General features: G+C 70.7%; 16 protein-coding genes, 1 tRNA gene and 1 riboswitch. Of the genes, 6 read left to right on the forward strand and 11 right to left on the reverse strand.

What is annotated here, in order from left to right; translation table 11 throughout:
• Position 1: 1 nt before the first annotated feature.
• The 3 genes from ACIRQF_RS34270 to ACIRQF_RS34280 form a co-directional block, all read right to left on the reverse strand.
• Positions 2 to 1,000 (reverse strand): ATP-binding cassette domain-containing protein, encoded by a 999-nt coding sequence (locus ACIRQF_RS34270; RefSeq protein ID WP_376637473.1) that lies wholly within the window; start codon positions 998 to 1,000, stop codon positions 2 to 4.
• A 1-nt stretch (position 1,001) separates the two neighbouring features.
• A complete protein-coding gene (locus tag ACIRQF_RS34275; RefSeq protein WP_404098619.1) occupies positions 1,002 to 1,781 on the reverse strand; it encodes an ABC transporter permease in 780 nt (259 codons plus the stop codon).
• A 298-nt stretch (positions 1,782 to 2,079) separates the two neighbouring features.
• Positions 2,080 to 2,883, reverse strand: a complete 804-nt coding sequence (locus tag ACIRQF_RS34280; RefSeq protein WP_404098451.1) for an ABC transporter permease — start codon at positions 2,881 to 2,883, stop codon at positions 2,080 to 2,082.
• 149 nt (positions 2,884 to 3,032) lie between these two features.
• Between ACIRQF_RS34280 and ACIRQF_RS34285 the strand changes: the two genes are divergently transcribed.
• Positions 3,033 to 5,438: a transglycosylase domain-containing protein gene (locus ACIRQF_RS34285; RefSeq protein ID WP_404098622.1), complete on the forward strand. Its 2,406-nt coding sequence runs from the start codon at positions 3,033 to 3,035 to the stop codon at positions 5,436 to 5,438.
• On the opposite strand, the gene ACIRQF_RS34290 is transcribed toward ACIRQF_RS34285, so the two are convergent.
• From ACIRQF_RS34290 to ACIRQF_RS34300, 3 genes are all read right to left on the reverse strand, one after another.
• Positions 5,416 to 5,736, reverse strand: coding sequence for a DMT family transporter (locus ACIRQF_RS34290; protein ID WP_376637475.1), 321 nt, complete (start codon positions 5,734 to 5,736; stop codon positions 5,416 to 5,418). The two genes, ACIRQF_RS34285 and ACIRQF_RS34290, sit on opposite strands and share 23 nt — an antisense overlap.
• Positions 5,737 to 5,770: 34 nt before the next feature.
• Positions 5,771 to 5,840: riboswitch (guanidine-III (ykkC-III) riboswitch) on the reverse strand.
• A gap of 183 nt (positions 5,841 to 6,023) precedes the next feature.
• The gene (locus ACIRQF_RS34295) at positions 6,024 to 6,362 is read right to left on the reverse strand and encodes a GroES family chaperonin (RefSeq protein WP_376637476.1); all 339 of its coding nucleotides are present in this window, start codon (positions 6,360 to 6,362) and stop codon (positions 6,024 to 6,026) included.
• Between the two features lie 67 nt (positions 6,363 to 6,429).
• Complete coding sequence (locus ACIRQF_RS34300; protein ID WP_404098453.1) at positions 6,430 to 6,750, reverse strand: DUF3618 domain-containing protein; 321 nt, start codon at positions 6,748 to 6,750, stop codon at positions 6,430 to 6,432.
• Positions 6,751 to 6,869: 119 nt separating this feature from the next.
• Between ACIRQF_RS34300 and bcp the strand changes: the two genes are divergently transcribed.
• The 3 genes from bcp (at position 6,870) to ACIRQF_RS34315 (ending at position 9,201) form a co-directional block, all read left to right on the forward strand.
• Positions 6,870 to 7,343: a thioredoxin-dependent thiol peroxidase gene (gene bcp / locus ACIRQF_RS34305; protein ID WP_376637478.1), complete on the forward strand. Its 474-nt coding sequence runs from the start codon at positions 6,870 to 6,872 to the stop codon at positions 7,341 to 7,343.
• 93 nt (positions 7,344 to 7,436) lie between these two features.
• Positions 7,437 to 8,933 (forward strand): glycine betaine/L-proline transporter ProP, encoded by a 1,497-nt coding sequence (gene proP / locus ACIRQF_RS34310; protein ID WP_404098456.1) that lies wholly within the window; start codon positions 7,437 to 7,439, stop codon positions 8,931 to 8,933.
• Between the two features lie 182 nt (positions 8,934 to 9,115).
• A tRNA-Leu gene (locus ACIRQF_RS34315) sits at positions 9,116 to 9,201 on the forward strand.
• 57 nt (positions 9,202 to 9,258) lie between these two features.
• Here the strand turns inward: ACIRQF_RS34315 and rdgB are convergent.
• From rdgB to ACIRQF_RS34335, 4 genes are all read right to left on the reverse strand, one after another.
• On the reverse strand, positions 9,259 to 9,861 hold the full coding sequence (gene rdgB, locus ACIRQF_RS34320; RefSeq protein ID WP_376637480.1) for an RdgB/HAM1 family non-canonical purine NTP pyrophosphatase: 603 nt from the start codon (positions 9,859 to 9,861) through the stop codon (positions 9,259 to 9,261).
• Positions 9,862 to 9,943: 82 nt separating this feature from the next.
• Complete coding sequence (locus tag ACIRQF_RS34325) at positions 9,944 to 10,330, reverse strand: hypothetical protein (protein WP_382483655.1); 387 nt, start codon at positions 10,328 to 10,330, stop codon at positions 9,944 to 9,946.
• 90 nt (positions 10,331 to 10,420) lie between these two features.
• On the reverse strand, positions 10,421 to 11,152 hold the full coding sequence (gene rph, locus ACIRQF_RS34330; protein WP_376637482.1) for a ribonuclease PH: 732 nt from the start codon (positions 11,150 to 11,152) through the stop codon (positions 10,421 to 10,423).
• A 75-nt stretch (positions 11,153 to 11,227) separates the two neighbouring features.
• On the reverse strand, positions 11,228 to 11,461 hold the full coding sequence (locus tag ACIRQF_RS34335) for a glucose PTS transporter subunit EIIB (protein ID WP_376637483.1): 234 nt from the start codon (positions 11,459 to 11,461) through the stop codon (positions 11,228 to 11,230).
• Positions 11,462 to 11,688: 227 nt separating this feature from the next.
• On the opposite strand from ACIRQF_RS34335, the gene ACIRQF_RS34340 reads away from it, so the two are divergent.
• The gene (locus ACIRQF_RS34340) at positions 11,689 to 12,996 is read left to right on the forward strand and encodes a PTS transporter subunit EIIC (RefSeq protein ID WP_376637484.1); all 1,308 of its coding nucleotides are present in this window, start codon (positions 11,689 to 11,691) and stop codon (positions 12,994 to 12,996) included.
• A gap of 238 nt (positions 12,997 to 13,234) precedes the next feature.
• Entirely contained in the window at positions 13,235 to 14,500 is a 1,266-nt protein-coding gene (locus ACIRQF_RS34345; protein WP_382483660.1) for a PTS transporter subunit EIIC, read from the forward strand.
• A 127-nt stretch (positions 14,501 to 14,627) separates the two neighbouring features.
• Here ACIRQF_RS34345 and ACIRQF_RS34350 read toward each other — a convergent pair whose 3' ends face one another.
• Complete coding sequence (locus tag ACIRQF_RS34350; RefSeq protein WP_376637486.1) at positions 14,628 to 15,380, reverse strand: MBL fold metallo-hydrolase; 753 nt, start codon at positions 15,378 to 15,380, stop codon at positions 14,628 to 14,630.
• Between the last annotated feature and the right edge of the window lie 200 nt (positions 15,381 to 15,580).

A 15,580-nucleotide genomic window follows, 5' to 3' on the forward strand; every position in this document is an offset into this window, starting at 1 on the left:
CCTATCTCAGGGACTCCTCAGCCGCATCCGGAGTTCCCCGCACCGCCGCCGCCCCGCCCCCGTACATCTTCGCGATCACCGCCTCGATGTCCGGTTCCCGCACCGAGAGGTCGACGAGCGGGTACGCCGCGGCCACCGCCGCCACGACCGGGGCGGCCGACGCGGAGGCCGGCAGGGACAGCCACTGCCGTGGCCCCTCGGCGCGGACGAAGCGGGCGCCCGGTACGTCGATCGGGGGCGTCTCGCGCGCCAGGTCGACCACCAGCAGGCGCTCGCTCTCCCCGACCGCGTGGAGGCCCGCCAGCTCCCCGTCGTACATCAGGCGCCCGTGGTCGATGACCATCACCCGCCGGCACAGCTGCTCGATGTCGGTCAGGTCGTGCGTCGTCAGCAGGACCGTGGTGCCGCGGGTCGCGTTCAGTTCCCTCAGGAACTCCCGCACCTTCGCCTTGGACACCACGTCCAGGCCGATCGTCGGCTCGTCCAGGTACAGCACCTCCGGGTCGTGCAGCAGCGCCGCCGCGATGTCCCCGCGCATGCGCTGGCCGAGGGACAGCTGCCGTACGGGGACGTCGAGGAGCTCGCCCAGCTCCAGGAGGTCCACACAGCGCGCCAGGTTCTCCCGGAACCGGGCGTCCGGGATCCGGTACATGCGGTGGACGAGTGCGTACGAGTCCCGGAGCGGAAGGTCCCACCACAGGGTCGTGCGCTGGCCGAAGACCACCCCGATCCGCTCGGCCAGCCTCGTCCGCTCCCGCGACGGGTCGATGCCGGCCACCCGCAGCCGGCCGCCGCTCGGGGTGAGGATGCCCGTGAGCATCTTGATGGTGGTGGACTTCCCGGCGCCGTTCGGGCCGATGTAGCCGACCATCTCCCCCCGCTCCACGGTGAAGGAGATGCCGTCGACCGCTCTGACCTCCCGTTTCTCGCGGCGCAGCAGGCCCGCCCGCCGCCGTACCGTGAAGGTCTTCTCCAGGCCGTCGAGTTCGATGAAGGACATCTCAGCTTCCCGTCGATCGGTATGCCCGCAGGCCCGTCCGCCACGCCCATCCCGCCACCGCACAGCACGCGACCGCCACCAGCGGTGACGCGAACGCCGTCCACCCCGGCACCCCGGCCGGCGCCGGCCGCCCGAGGACGTACAGGGCGGGCAGCCAGTTCACGAACGCGAGCGGTACGACGTACACGACGCCCCGCACGAGGTCCTGCGCGAAGATCGTCGGCGGGTACTGGAGCATGGTGTTGCCGCCGTACGTGAACGAATTGGTCACCTCCGCGGCGTCCTGCAGCCAGAACAGCGCGGACGCCCCGACCACCATCAGCGCCGCGAAGATCAGCGCTCCACTCAGCAGCATCACCGGTACCAGCAGCACCTTCAGCGGTGTCCAGGCCACGCCGTCGAGCAGGACCAGGCCCCAGATCAGGACCAGCAGGCCCTGTGTCACCCGTCCCAGTCTCCGCAGCGCGAAACGGTCGGCCGCGACCTGCGCCAGGACCGGCGCCGGCCGCAGCAGGAACGTGTCCAGGGAGCCGTCCCGTACCCGCTTGCCCATCCTCGGCAGCGAGCCCGCCACCAGGTCCGCGAGGCCGAAGGACACCCCCGTCGTCCCGTACAGGAAGGCGACCTCGGCGAAGGAGAAGCCGCCGAGGCCTTCGACCTGACCGAACATCAGGAGGATGACGACGAAGTCGAAGATGGTGACCGTGAAGGAGGAGAGGACGGTCAGGGCGAAGGAGGAGCGGTACGTCATCGTCGAGCGGATCCACATCGCCGCGATCATCCGGTACGTCCGCCACGACTCGGCCGCCGCCCGGACCAGCGGCACCTGCGCCGCACGCGCGTCCCCGGCCGTCCGGGCCGCCGGCACCCGCCCGGAGCGCACGTCCCCCGCCGCCCCGGCCGCGGACGCCTCGGCGGTCCGCGCGTCCCCGGCCGCCCGGCCCCCGGACACCCCGGCCCCGGGCACCCCGGCCCCGGGCACGTCTCCCGCCCGGGCACCCCCCGTCGCCCCGGCCGCCGGCACCTGCGCGGAGCCCGCGTCCCCGGCCTTCCCCGTCCCGGACACCTCCGCGGATCGCTCAGCCACCCTGCACCACCACCTTCCGCGTCGCCGCCGCCTGTGCCGCCCGGCCCGCCGCCAGCAGTGCCACCGCCCAGCCGCCCTGGAACGCGTACGCCCGCACCAGGCCCCAGCCCTCGTACCGCTCCAGGTAGACGTCCGCCGGCACCTGGAGCATCGACGCCCAGGGGAGCGTCCGGGCCACCTCGCCCAGGGCGCCCGGGAAGACGCCGAGCGGGAGCAGCATGCCGGAGAAGAACAGGCCGCCGAGCCAGGCGACCTGGGCCACGCCCTGTCCGTCGAGCAGCCAGAACGCGCTCATCGCGACCAGGTACCAGATGGCGAAGCTGACGATCGAGCCGAGCGTCACGGCGAGCAGGAAGGCGGGCCAGGTCCAGGGGCTCGACGGCAGGGTGATGCCGAAGACGAGGGCGCCGAAGACCATCGGCAGGACGCCGCGGCCGAGGAGCTGGTAGGCGGAGCGGCCCAGGTTGGCCGAGAACCACCAGGTCTGGAGGTCGGCGGGCCGGTAGAGGTCGACCGCGATGTCGCCGGTGCGGATCCGCTCCATCAGCTCGTCCTCGAAGCCGCCGCCCATGAGTCCGCACACGGTGAGGAGCCCCTGGCCGATCCACACATAGGCGAGCGCGTCCTCCATGGCGTATCCGCCGAGCGAGGGACGCGCGTTCCAGAGGGCGATATAGGTGTACGACAGGATGAAGCCGAAGACGGTGTTGGTGAACACGCCTGCCGCGGTGGCCACCCGGTAGGTGGCATGGCGTCGGAAGCCACCCGCGGCCACCGTGGCATAGAGCCGGAGCATGCTTCCGATCCCTTCTTTTCGGCACGATCGGTGCCGTCCGCGCCAAAGCGCCCGACCTTAGTGGGATTTCCCGTGTCGTCGCGAGCGGATTTCCGGCCCAGCGGCCCCTCACGGGGGCAGGATGTATGGCTATGTCCCCTTCATCCGGTATGCCGTCAGGTGCGGCGCGCGAGGTCCTCCCACCCGAACCGCCCGATGCCGACTTCGTCTGGGACCCGCGGGACCCCACCGTCCCCGCCCCACCGCCGAAGCGCCCGGGCCACCGCACCCGCCGCCCCCGCAGCCGCCCGCGCCGCATCCTCCGGCGGCTGCTCGGCCTCGTCGTGTTCGGCGCCCTGCTGCTGCTCGGCGCCTTCGTCGCCGGCTACCTGCTCGTGGACATCCCGCCGGCCAACGCCACCGCGGTCGCCCAGTCCAACCTCTTCCTCTACCGCGACGGCACCCAACTCGCCCGCGACGGGGAGGTCGACCGCGAGAACGTGAGCCTGGAGCGCATCCCGGTCGCCGTCCAGCACGCCGTCCTCGCCGCCGAGGACCGCGACTTCCACACCTCGCAGGCCGTCGACCCGCGCGCGATGGTCCGCGCCACCTGGAACACCCTCACCGGCAAGGGCCGCCAGTCCGGCTCCACCATCACCCAGCAGTACGTCAAGAACTACTACCTGGGCCAGGAGCAGACCCTCACCCGCAAGGCGAAGGAGTTCTTCATCGCGCTCAAGCTCGGCCGCGAGAAGAGCAAGGAGGAGATCCTCGAGGGCTACCTGAACACCAGCTACTTCGGCCGCAACGCCTACGGCGTGCAGGCCGCCGCCCGCGCCTACTACGGCAAGGACGCCAAGGACCTCGACACCGCCGAGGGCGCGTACCTCGCCTCCCTGCTCAACGCCCCCAACGCGTACGACGTCGCCACCCACCCGGAGAACCGGGACCGGGCCCTCGCCCGCTGGTACTACGTCCTCGACGGCATGGTCAAGGAGGGCTGGCTCTCCCCCGCCGCCCGCACCGCCGCCGTCTTCCCCGCCCCGCAGCCGATGCACGCCTCGTCCGGGCTCTCCGGGCAGCGCGGCTATCTCGTGCAGGCCGTCGAGCAGTACCTGACGGAGCACGGCATCGTCGACGAGAAGACCCTGGCCGCCGGAGGCTTCCGGATCACCACCACCCTGGAACGGGGCAAGCAGGACGCCTTCGTGAAGGCCGTCGAGGAGAACGTGACCTCGAAGCTCGACCCGGAACGCCACCCCGCCGACCGCTGGGTGCGGGTCGGCGGCGCGGCCGTCGACCCGGCGAGCGGCAAGGTCGTCGCCCTCTACGGCGGCATCGACTACACCCGCCAGTTCGTCAACAACGCGACCCGCCGCGACTACCAGGTCGGCTCCACCTTCAAGCCCTTCGTCCTCGCCGCCGCGTTCCAGCACGGCGCCCAGACGCAGGACGGCGAGCGGATCACCCCGAACACCTTCTACGACGGCGACAACCGGCGCCCCGTGCAGGGCTGGAGCGGCGCGCCGTACGACCCGGCCAACGAGGACGACACCAGCTACGGCTCCCTCACCGTGCGGTCCGCCACCGACTACTCGGTGAACGCCGTCTACGCCCAGATGGCGGTCGACGTCGGCCCGGCCCGGGTCCGCGACACCGCCGTCGCGCTCGGCCTGCCGCGCCGGACGCCCGACCTCACCGCCTCGCCCTCCATCGCGCTCGGCCCGGCCACCGCCAGCGTCCTGGACCTCGCCCAGGCCTACGCGACGCTGGCGAACCACGGCCGGCACGGCTCGTACACCCTGGTCGAGAAGGTCGTCAGGGACGGCGAGGAGTTCGCGCTGCCGGGCACCGGCGACCGCCAGGTCATCGGGCGCGAGGCCGCCGACACCACGACCTCCGTGCTCAGGAGCGTGGTCGAGGGCGGCACGGGCACGGCGGCGCTCGCGGCCGGGCGGCCGGCCGTGGGCAAGACGGGCACGGCGGAGGACGACAAGGCGGCCTGGTTCGCCGGCTACACCCCCGAACTCGCCACCGTGGTCGCCATGATGGGCCAGGACCCGGACACGGGCCGGCAGCTCTCTCTGTACGGGGCGCTCGGACTGCCCCGGATGAACGGCGGCGGGGCACCGGCCGAGATCTGGGCCCAGTTCACCCGCGACGCGCTCGCGGGAGTGCCCGCGAAGGACTTCGACCTCCGACTGATGGAGGGCGCCGAGGAACATCCCCTGGCGCCCCTGCCCGACTTCCCCGGAGCGGCGGAGGGCTACGAGGGCCCCGGCGCGAACCACCGCCCCGCCCGCCCCCGCCCCGCGGCCCCCAAGGCGTCCGCACGGCAGGACGCGGTACGGGAGGGGGCCGGCGGCGTACGGGTGCCGCCGGGTCCGGAGGCCGGACCTGCCGAGCCCCGGCGGCCGGAACCGGCCCAGGACCTCGTACGGATGCCGCAATCGGCCCCGGGCGCCGGCGCCGACCCGGCGGGGGTCCCCGCCCTGGCGGAGGAGGCCCCCCAGCCGGACCGGGCCGCGCCGGCCCCGCCGACCGGACCGCAGGTCAGTGGCCCGATGTCGCCTTGAGGCCGACCACGGCCACGAGCAGCAGACAGACGAAGAAGATGCGGGCGGCGGTCGCCGGCTCACCCAGCACCACCATGCCGAGCACCGCCGCACCGGCCGCACCGATGCCGACCCACACGCCGTAGGCGGTACCGATCGGCAGGGTCTTGGCGGCCTGCGAGAGCAGCATCATCGAGGCGACGATCCCGGCGGCGGTGAAGACGCTGGGCCAGAGACGGGTGAAGCCCTCGGTGTACTTCATGCCGATCGACCAGCCGACTTCCAGCAGGCCGGCGACGAGGAGAAGAACCCAGGCCATGACGACGAACACCTCCGCGAGACGGATCAACAGGGGTGCGTCGTCTTGTCGTGAAACCCGGTACGGCGCGTCTCGTCGGGTACCTCGAGCGTAGCAAGAAACAGACAAAGGGCCTGGTGACACCGGTCACCAGACCCTTCGCCGACAGCCTGCGCAGCCGTGACCCGAACCGATCCGGAACCTTCGCCCGAACGGCTCCGGGCCCTTCACCCGACCGGATCAGAAGCCCTCGCCCGACCTGATCCGAGGTCTCGGCCCGACCGGGTCCAGAGCTCCCGACCGCGGATCTAGAGGTAAAGGCCCGTCGAGTCGGTCGCGCCCTGGAAACGGTCCGCGGCGACCGCGTGCAGGTCGCGCTCGCGCATCAGGACGTACGCCACGCCCCGCACCTCGACCTCGGCGCGGTCCTCGGGGTCGTACAGGACCCGGTCGCCGATCTCGACCGTACGGACGTTCTGCCCGACGGCGACGACCTCGGCCCAGGCGAGGCGGCGGCCGACGGCCGCGGTCGCCGGGATCAGGATGCCGCCGCCCGAGCGGCGCTCCCCCTCGGGAGAGTCGGTCCGTACCAGGACGCGGTCGTGGAGCATCCGGATGGGCAGCTTGTCGTGCGTGTTGTCGCTCACGGTTCGAACCTACCTGCCCGGGCGTGTCGCCCGTACCCGGGACGGGCGACGAGCGGGCGGGGAAGGGTCACCCCTTGTCCCGGCGGGACGACGCGGCGATCAGCCCGATCACGGCCACGACGACCAGGGCCGCAGGCACCACGCGCTCCAGCCGCGGCGCGCCGTCGTCGTGCGTGAACCGGGCCTTCACGTCGGAGACCAACCGGTTCACGGCGACGAACGCCCGCCCGGCGGTGTGGTCGACCTGGGCCGCCACCTTCGCCTTGGCGTCCCCGATGATCGTCTTCGGGTGCACCCGAATGCCGATCTCGTCGAGAGTGACGGCGAGCTGCTCGCGCCGGCGGACGATGTCCGCCTCGATCTGCGCAGGGGTCCTGGCGTCCGACACCGCTGCCTCCGTGGTCGTGTTCCGGTCGTTGTGGACAGTCTGTCAGCTCATGACGGCAAGGGTTGGCACAGACCCCCATTAGGCTGGGTCGGCGTACGCGTACGACCCCGAGGAGAGCCATGAGCGAGCGACTGCAGCCCGGCGACACCGCCCCCGCCTTCACCCTTCCCGACGCGGACGGCAACGAGGTCTCCCTCGCGGACCACAAGGGCCGCAAGGTCATCGTCTACTTCTACCCGGCCGCCCTGACCCCCGGCTGCACGAAGCAGGCCTGCGACTTCACGGACAACCTGGACCTGCTGGCCGGCGCCGGGTACGACGTCATCGGCGTGTCCCCGGACAAGCCGGAGAAGCTCGCGAAGTTCCGCGAGCAGGAGCACCTGAAGGTCACGCTGGTCGGCGACCCGGACAAGAAGGTCCTGGAGGCGTACGGCGCCTTCGGCGAGAAGAAGCTGTACGGCAAGACGGTGACGGGCGTGATCCGCTCGACCGTCGTCGTCGACGAAGAGGGCAGGATCGAGCGCGCCCTCTACAACGTGAAGGCCACCGGCCACGTCGCCAAGATCCTCAAGGACCTGAAGATCGAGGCGTGACCTGGGTCGCATAACCGGCCGGAATCGGTTTGCGGACGGCATGACCGAACAGACGCCCTTCCTGGAGTGCCCCCAGCGAAAGGACGTACGGCCATGCCGGCCCCCGACCTCGACACCTCCGCCGATCCCGGAGCCCTGAGGCGCCACCCGCGCCTCTTCCGGGCCGTCACCCGACGGCAGCAGCCCCGGCTGCGCCGGACGGACATCACGGTGACCGACGAGGCGGCGGTCAGGCGGGCCGTGAAGGCCGCCTCGCTCGGCAATGCCATGGAGTGGTTCGACTTCGGCATCTACGCCTATCTGGCCGTGACCCTCGGCCACGTCTTCTTCCCCCCGGGGAACGACACCGTCCAGCTGCTCTCGTCGTTCGCGACCTTCGCGGTGGCCTTCCTGGTCCGCCCGCTGGGCGGCCTGGTGTTCGGCCCGATGGGTGACCGGCTGGGCCGCAAGAGGGTCCTCGCGCTGACCATGATCCTCATGGCGGTCGGCACCTTCGCGATCGGCCTGATCCCCTCGTACGCCTCCATCGGCTTCTGGGCGCCGGTCCTGCTGGTCTTCTTCCGCATGCTGCAGGGCTTCTCGACCGGCGGCGAGTACGGCGGCGCGTCCACCTTCATCGCCGAGTACGCGCCCGACCGCCGGCGCGGCTACTTCGGCAGCTTCCTGGAGTTCGGCACCCTCGCGGGCTACGTCGGCGCGGCGGGCCTCGTCACGGCGCTCGGCGCGTGGCTGGGCACCGACACGATGGAGGCCTGGGGCTGGCGCGTGCCGTTCCTGGTGGCCGGTCCGCTCGGCCTGGTCGGCCTCTACCTGCGGATGCGACTCGACGAGACGCCCGCCTTCCGGAAGCTGGAGTCGGACTCCGCGCACGCCTCGGAGGCCGCCGACACGGTGGAGACCACGACCAAGGGCGACCTGGGCAGGATCTTCCGGGAGCAGTGGCCGACGCTGATCCTGTGCATCGCGCTGGTCGGCGCGTACAACATCTGCGACTACATGCTGCTCTCGTACATGCCGACGTACCTGTCCGACGAGCTCGGCTACAGCGAGACGCACGGCCTGCTGATCCTGCTGCTCGTGATGGTGCTGCTGATGCTGGTCATCGCCCGGGTCGGCCGGCTCAACGACCGGTACGGGCGCAAGCCGGTGCTGATGGCGGGCATGCTGGGCTTCCTCTTCCTGTCGCTGCCGTCGTTCCTGCTGATCGGCCAGGGCGGGGTGCCGGCGATCACCGCCGGCATGCTGATGCTCGGCCTGTCGCTGGTCTGCCTGCTCGGCACGATGTCGGCGGCCCTGCCGGCCCTCTTCCCGACCCAGGTGCGCTACGGCTCCCTGTCGGTGGGCTACAACCTCTCGGCATCCCTGTTCGGCGGGACGACCCCGCTGGTGATCACGGCCTTGATCGGCGCGACCGGCAGCAACCTGATGCCCGCGTACTACGCGATGGGCGCGGCGCTGGTCGGCGTCGTCGCGGTCGCCTGCATGAAGGAGACGGCGCAGCGTCCCCTGGACGGCTCCCCGCCGGCGGTGGAGACCCCGGAGGAGGCGGCGGAGATGGTGATGTCCCGGGCCCCCGAACCGAAGTTCTGACGCCCGCCGCCCCTGACGCCCCGCCACCCCTCTGCCGCTCCAGCCCTGAACGGCCCGCACCGGCCCCCGTCGGCGCGGGCCGTTCGGCGCGCCCGCCGATGGCGCCATGGATACGCGCCATCGGTCGGTTCGGTTACACCTGCCCCGAGCTGCCGCTCGCCCGCTACGATGTCAGGCGACCAGCGGCCTTGGCGGAACGGCAGACGCCTCGCGTTTAGGTCGCGATGGGAGAAATCCCGTGAGGGTTCGAATCCCTCAGGCCGCACCAGCCGGTACACCGAAGGCCTCACCCAAGACTTCTCCGGGTGAGGCCTTCGCTGCATCCTCAGCCCAACAGCTCCCGCACCACCGGCACCAGTGCCCGGAACGCCTTCCCCCGGTGGCTGATCGCGTTCTTCTCGGCCGGGGTGAGCTGGGCGCAGGTGACCTCGTAGCCCTCCGGCTGGAGGATCGGGTCGTAGCCGAAACCGTTGGTGCCGACCGGCTCGTGGCGCAGGGTGCCGGGCATGTGGCCCTCGACCACGCGTTCCGTGCCGTCGGGCAGGGCGAGGGCGGCCGCGCAGGCGAAGTGGGCGCCGCGGTGGGCCGCGTCGATGTCGGAGAGCTGGGCGAGCAGCAGGTTCAGGTTGGCCTTGTCGTCGCCGTGGGTGCCGGCCCAGCGGGCGGAGAAGATGCCGGGGGCGCCGTTCAGGACGTCGACGCAGAGGCCGGAGTCGTCGGCGACGGCGGGGAGGCCGGTGGCCCGGGCGAGCGCGTGGGCCTTGAGCAGGGCGTTCTCGGCGAAGGTGACGCCGGTTTCCTTGACGTCGGGGATCTCGGGGTACGCGTCCGCGCCGACGAGTTCGAGGTCGAGGCCTGCGTCGGCGAGGATCGCGTGGAGTTCGGTGATCTTGCCCGCGTTGCGGGTGGCGAGGATCAGACGGGTCATGCCCCGATTATCCGAGTCCGGGTGGGCGGGTCGGTACGGCTGGGGGCTGTCGGGTCGTGATCCGCCGGCGGGCGCTCACCGTCTAGCCCGGGGTGCAGACCTTGCCGACCTCGGCAGCCGCGTCGGTGATGGGCTTGATGTCCGGCGTGGTGTCGCCGTTCTTCACCGCGGTGCGGACGGAGTCGACGCCCTTGTTGAGGTCGTCGACGGCCTTGGCGAGGTCCGCGTTGTCGGTGGTGTTCTTGAGGTTGCCCAGCTCGGTGTCGATGCTGTTGAGGGCTTCCTCGATCTGGGTGGGGTCGTTGGACGCGTTGCTGACGGCCTGCGAGAGCTTGTCGACCGAGGTGGCTATGGCGTCGGCGGTCTTGACGCAGTCCATGGCCTTGTCGAGCGCCCCGCAGCCGGTCAGGCCGGTGACGGTGACGGCGGCCGTGGCGACGGCGAGTGCTATGGAACGGCGGCGCTTCAAGGGTCGGGTCCTCCCCCTCGTATGACGGACTCGTGGACGGGGCGCACGGTTCGACCCGTGCGCCCGTATGCCGAAAGACGCCGCAGTCTGTCAGAGAGTTCCCTCGAGCGCCTTGCGCTGGATCTCGGCGAGGTCGGCGCAGCCGCCGGAGGCGAGGTCGAGGAGGGCGTTGAGCTCCTTGCGGTCGAAGGGCTCGGCCTCGGCGGTGCCCTGGACCTCGACGAAGCGTCCGTCACCGGTGCAGACGACGTTCATGTCGGTGTCGGCGCGCACGTCCTCCTCGTAGCAGAGGTCGAGGAGGGGGGTGCCGTCGACGATGCCGACGGAGACGGCGGCGACGGTGCCGGTGAGGGGCTTGCGGCCGGCCTTGACGAGCTTCTTGTTCTGGGCCCAGGCGACGGCGTCGGCGAGGGCGACGTAGGCGCCGGTGATGGCGGCGGTGCGGGTGCCGCCGTCGGCCTGGAGGACGTCGCAGTCGAGGACGATGGTGTTCTCGCCGAGGGCCTTGTAGTCGATGACGGCGCGCAGGGAGCGTCCGATGAGGCGGGAGATCTCGTGGGTGCGGCCGCCGATCTTGCCGCGGACGGATTCGCGGTCGCCGCGGGTGTTGGTGGAGCGGGGCAGCATGGAGTACTCGCCGGTGACCCAGCCCTCGCCGCTGCCCTTGCGCCAGCGCGGGACGCCTTCGGTGACGGAGGCGGTGCAGAAGACCTTGGTGTCGCCGAAGGAGATGAGGACGGAGCCCTCGGCGTGCTTGCTCCAGCCGCGTTCGATGGTGACGGGGCGGAGCTGTTCGGGGGTACGGCCGTCGATTCGAGACATGTCACGAGCGTAGCCGTATGACGGAGGGGCCCGTTCCCCTGCCGGAACGGGCCCCTCGTGGCTGGTGTCAGCCGCTCACATCATGTCTTCGATCTCGGCGGCGATGGGGTCGGCGTCGGTGCCGATGACGACCTGGATCGCGGTGCCCATCTTGACGACGCCGTGGGCGCCGGCGGCCTTGAGCGCGGCCTCGTCGACCAGGGCGGCGTCGTTGACCTCGGTGCGGAGGCGGGTGATGCAGCCCTCGACCTCTTCGATGTTGTCGATGCCACCGAGCCCGGCGACGATCTTCTCAGCCTTGCTGGCCATGTGTTTCTCCCTGTCCGTTCCGTCCGAAGACGCGTGAAGAACGTGAGTCGCGGCGCACCGATGGTCCGCTTTGTCACGGTAGCCCACGGTTGGCCCAACCTCGCGAGCGAATGCCGCCGTTCTGTCGAATGATGACGATCACCGGCGGCCTGCCCCGAGCGACCTCCGGGAGCCTATCTCAACTGGTCTACACCAGTATGCATCCGCAGTACCCAGGGAGGACGCCGATGAGTGACGCGAGCGCCGCAGCCGCGGCCCCACCGAAGAAGTCGCCCTGGGGGACCTTCTTCCAGGGGCTGCAGAAGATGGGCCGCAGCCTCCAGTTGCCCATCGCCGTCCTGCCCGCGGCGGGCATCATCGGCCGGCTCGGCCAGCCGGACGTGTTCGGCGCCGACGGGCTGGGGTGGGACACCGTCGCGAAGGTGATGGCGGCGGCGGGAGGCGCGCTGCTCGACGGCAGTCTCGGTCTGCCGCTGCTGTTCTGCATCGGCGTGTCGATCGGCATGGCGAAGAAGGCGGACGGTTCGACGGCGCTGGCCGCGGTGGCCGGCTTCCTCGTCTACTACACGGTGCTGCGCGCGTTCCCCAAGCCCTGCCCGGCCGGCACCAAGGACATCGGCGGCGGCTGCCTGGGCACGGACGACTCCTTCGCCGGGTACACGTACCAAAACCCGGGCGTCTTCGGCGGCATCATCATGGGTCTGCTGGCGGCGTACCTGTGGCAGCGCTTCCACCGCACGAAGCTGGTGGACTGGCTGGGCTTCTTCAACGGACGCCGGCTGGTGCCGATCATCATGGCGTTCGTCGGCATCCTCTTCGCCTCGTTGTGCCTGTGGGTCTGGCCGCCCATCGGTGACGCCCTGGAGAGCTTCAGCGACTGGCTGGTGGGGCTCGGCTCGTGGGGCTCGGGCATCTTCGGGGTCGCGAACCGTGCGCTGCTGGTGGTCGGCCTGCACCAGTTCCTGAACGTGCCGGTCTGGTTCCAGTTCGGCTCGTACACGAAGCCGGACGGCTCGGTGGTGCACGGCGACATCAGCATGTTCCTCGCGGGCGACCCGAACGCCGGTCAGTTCCTCACCGGCTTCTTCCCGATCATGATGTTCGCCCTGCCGGCGGCGGCCCTGGCGATGACCCACTGCGCGCACCCGCACCGGCGCAAGGAGGTCGGCGGCCTGATGCTCTCGGTCGCGCTGACCTCGTTCGTCACGGGCATCACCGAGCCGCTGGAGTACTCGTTCCTGTTCATCGCGCCCGCGCTGTACGCGGTCCACGCCGTGCTGACCGGGGTGTCGATGGCGGTCTCGTGGGCACTCGGCGTGAAGGACGGCTTCAGCTTCTCGGCCGGGCTGATCGACTACGTGATCAACTGGAACCTGGCGACCAAACCATGGCTGATCATTCCGATCGGCCTCGCGTTCGCCCTCGTCTATTACGTGATCTTCCGCTTCGCGATCACCAAGTTCGATCTTCCGACCCCCGGGCGCGAGCCGGAGGAGCTGGAGAAGGAGATGGAGGGGGACGTCACCAAGGCGTAGGCCCCGCCCGCGAAGGCCCTCGGACCCCCCGGTCCGGGGGCCTTTTGTCGTCCCCTGTCCGGCTATGGCTCAGCGCACAGAATTCACAGGTTCCTTATCTAAGTCTCACGTGCTACAACAGGTCTACACCACTCATTGGTGTAGACCACGCGGTCCAGACCACCGCGTTCCCCCGAGACGTCGCCGTCACCCCCTTTCACTGTCCTCTGGCGGCGCCTTGTCCAACTGGAGGAAGTTGATGAGTACGGCCACCGCCCAGGCCGCCGCTCCCGCGAAGAAGCGCGGATCCGGCCTGTTCCAGGGCCTGCAGAAGGTCGGTCGCAGCCTGCAGCTGCCGATCGCCGTGCTGCCGGCCGCGGGTATCTTGCTCCGTCTCGGCCAGCCCGACGTGTTCGGTGCCGACGGCCTCGGATGGGACAAGGTCGCCTCCGTGTTCGCCACCGCCGGTGGCGCCGTCTTCGACAACCTGCCGCTGCTCTTCTGCATCGGCGTGGCCATCGGCTTCGCCAAGAAGTCCGACGGCTCCACGGCCCTCGCCGCCCTCGTCGGCTTCCTGGTCTACAGCAACGTGCTGAAGGCCTTCCCGGTCACCGAGGCCGTCGTCAACACGACCGCCAACAAGGGCGTCGACGTCGCCGCGACGTACAACAACCCGGGCGTCCTCGGCGGCATCCTGATGGGTCTGCTCTCCGCGGTCCTGTGGCAGAAGTTCCACCGCACCAAGCTGGTCGACTGGCTCGGCTTCTTCAACGGCCGCCGTCTCGTCCCGATCATCATGGCCTTCGTCGGCACCGCTGTCGGTGTCTTCTTCGGCCTGGTCTGGGAGCCGATCGGTGAGGGCATCTCCAGCTTCGGCGAGTGGATGACCGGCCTCGGCGCTGGTGGCGCCGGCCTCTTCGGTCTGATCAACCGCGCGCTGATCCCCGTCGGCATGCACCAGTTCGTGAACTCCGTCGCCTGGTTCCAGATCGGCGACTTCACCAACGCCGCCGGCGACGTCGTCCACGGTGACCTCAGCCGCTTCTTCGCCGGTGACGCGACCGCCGGCCAGTTCATGTCGGGCTTCTTCCCCATCATGATGTTCGGCCTCCCGGCCGCCGCCCTGGCCATCGCGCACGCCGCCCGCCCCGAGCGCCGCAAGGCCGTCCTCGGCATGATGCTCTCGCTCGCGCTGACTTCCTTCGTCACCGGTATCACCGAGCCGATCGAGTTCACCTTCATGTTCATCGCGCCGGTCCTCTACGCGATCCACGCGGTGCTGACCGCCGTGTCGATGGCCGTCACCTGGGCGCTCGGTGTCCACGCCGGCTTCACCTTCTCCGCCGGCGGCATCGACTACCTGCTCAACTGGAACCTGGCGACGAAGCCGTGGCTGATCATCCCGCTCGGCCTGGTGTTCGCGGCGATCTACTACGTGGTCTTCCGCTTCGCGATCGTCAAGTTCGACCTCCCGACGCCGGGCCGCGAGCCCGACGAGGAGATCGAGGACCTCACCAAGGCGTGAGCCTCACCCCGCACGCACCGGGGGCCCGGAACCGTACGGTTCCGGGCCCCCGGCCGTTCGCCCGGTCCGCCGTGCGGACGGCCCTTCCCGGGGTGGCGCTCGGCCGGGCCCGTGCCCGGTCCGGCGCTCAGACCTCGTAGACCGCGCCGGCCCGCGCCAGCTCCGCCGGGCCCCGGAACACCTCGCGGGCGTCGGCCAGGTTCCGCTCGCCGTCCGTCCACGGCGGGATGTGGGTCAGCACGAGACGCCCCACCCCGGCCCGGGCGGCGTGCGCGCCGGCCTCGCGGCCGTTGAGGTGGAGGGCCGGGATGTCCTCCTTGCCGTGGGTGAAGGAGGCCTCGCACAGGAACAGGTCGGCCCCCCGCGCCAGCTCGTGGAGCGAGTCGCAGACGCCGGTGTCGCCCGAATAGGTCAGGGTGCGGCCGCCGTGCTCGATCCGGATGGCGTACGCCTCGACCGGGTGGCACACCTTCTCCGTGCGGACGGTGAAGGGGCCCACCTCGAAGGTCCCGGACGACAGCGTCTGGAAGCCGAAGACCTCGCCCATCGCAGTCGCCGACGGCGTGTCCGCGTACGCCGTGGTCAGCCGCTGCTCGGCGCCCTCCGGGGCGAAGACCGGGATCGCGTCGCAGCGGCCGCCCTCGTGGCGGTAGTAGCGGGCGACGAAGTAGCCGCACATGTCGATGCAGTGGTCGGCGTGCAGATGGCTGAGGAAGATCGCGTCGAGGTCGTACAGACCGATGTGGCGCTGCAGCTCGCCGAGGGCGCCGTTGCCCATGTCGAGGAGCAGCCGGAAGCCGTCGGCCTCTACGAGGTAGCTCGAGCAGGCCGATTCCGCGGACGGGAACGACCCTGAGCAGCCGACGACGGTGAGCTTCATGGAGCGTGAACCTCCGAAGACGGGTGCGGAAAGCGCGGCGAGAGGGGAGGTCGTGCGATCTGTCGAGCGTACGGCGCGTCGCCGTCCGTCGCTCCTCCGTGGCGGCCCGTTGTGGGCGAACTCACGGGCTCTGTCACCGGTTCGGATGGATGGCGGGCCCTCGCGGCACGGTCGCGGGCGCGCGGGTACCTTCTTGAGGT

This window comes from Streptomyces sp. NPDC101191 (genome assembly GCF_044767915.1).
Lineage (GTDB): Bacteria > Actinomycetota > Actinomycetes > Streptomycetales > Streptomycetaceae > Streptomyces.

Coding starts and splice junctions, on each gene's coding strand:
- ACIRQF_RS34270 (WP_376637473.1), bottom strand. CDS start 1,000: ATGTCCTTCATCGAACTCGACGGCCTGGAGAAGACCTTCACGGTACGG.
- rph (WP_376637482.1), bottom strand. CDS start 11,152: ATGTCTCGAATCGACGGCCGTACCCCCGAACAGCTCCGCCCCGTCACC.
- ACIRQF_RS34275 (WP_404098619.1), bottom strand. CDS start 1,781: ATGATCGCGGCGATGTGGATCCGCTCGACGATGACGTACCGCTCCTCC.
- ACIRQF_RS34290 (WP_376637475.1), bottom strand. CDS start 5,736: ATGGCCTGGGTTCTTCTCCTCGTCGCCGGCCTGCTGGAAGTCGGCTGG.
- ACIRQF_RS34345 (WP_382483660.1), top strand. CDS start 13,235: ATGAGTACGGCCACCGCCCAGGCCGCCGCTCCCGCGAAGAAGCGCGGA.
- ACIRQF_RS34340 (WP_376637484.1), top strand. CDS start 11,689: ATGAGTGACGCGAGCGCCGCAGCCGCGGCCCCACCGAAGAAGTCGCCC.
- rdgB (WP_376637480.1), bottom strand. CDS start 9,861: ATGACCCGTCTGATCCTCGCCACCCGCAACGCGGGCAAGATCACCGAA.
- ACIRQF_RS34280 (WP_404098451.1), bottom strand. CDS start 2,883: ATGCTCCGGCTCTATGCCACGGTGGCCGCGGGTGGCTTCCGACGCCAT.
- proP (WP_404098456.1), top strand. CDS start 7,437: ATGCCGGCCCCCGACCTCGACACCTCCGCCGATCCCGGAGCCCTGAGG.
- bcp (WP_376637478.1), top strand. CDS start 6,870: ATGAGCGAGCGACTGCAGCCCGGCGACACCGCCCCCGCCTTCACCCTT.
- ACIRQF_RS34350 (WP_376637486.1), bottom strand. CDS start 15,380: ATGAAGCTCACCGTCGTCGGCTGCTCAGGGTCGTTCCCGTCCGCGGAA.
- ACIRQF_RS34335 (WP_376637483.1), bottom strand. CDS start 11,461: ATGGCCAGCAAGGCTGAGAAGATCGTCGCCGGGCTCGGTGGCATCGAC.
- ACIRQF_RS34285 (WP_404098622.1), top strand. CDS start 3,033: ATGCCGTCAGGTGCGGCGCGCGAGGTCCTCCCACCCGAACCGCCCGAT.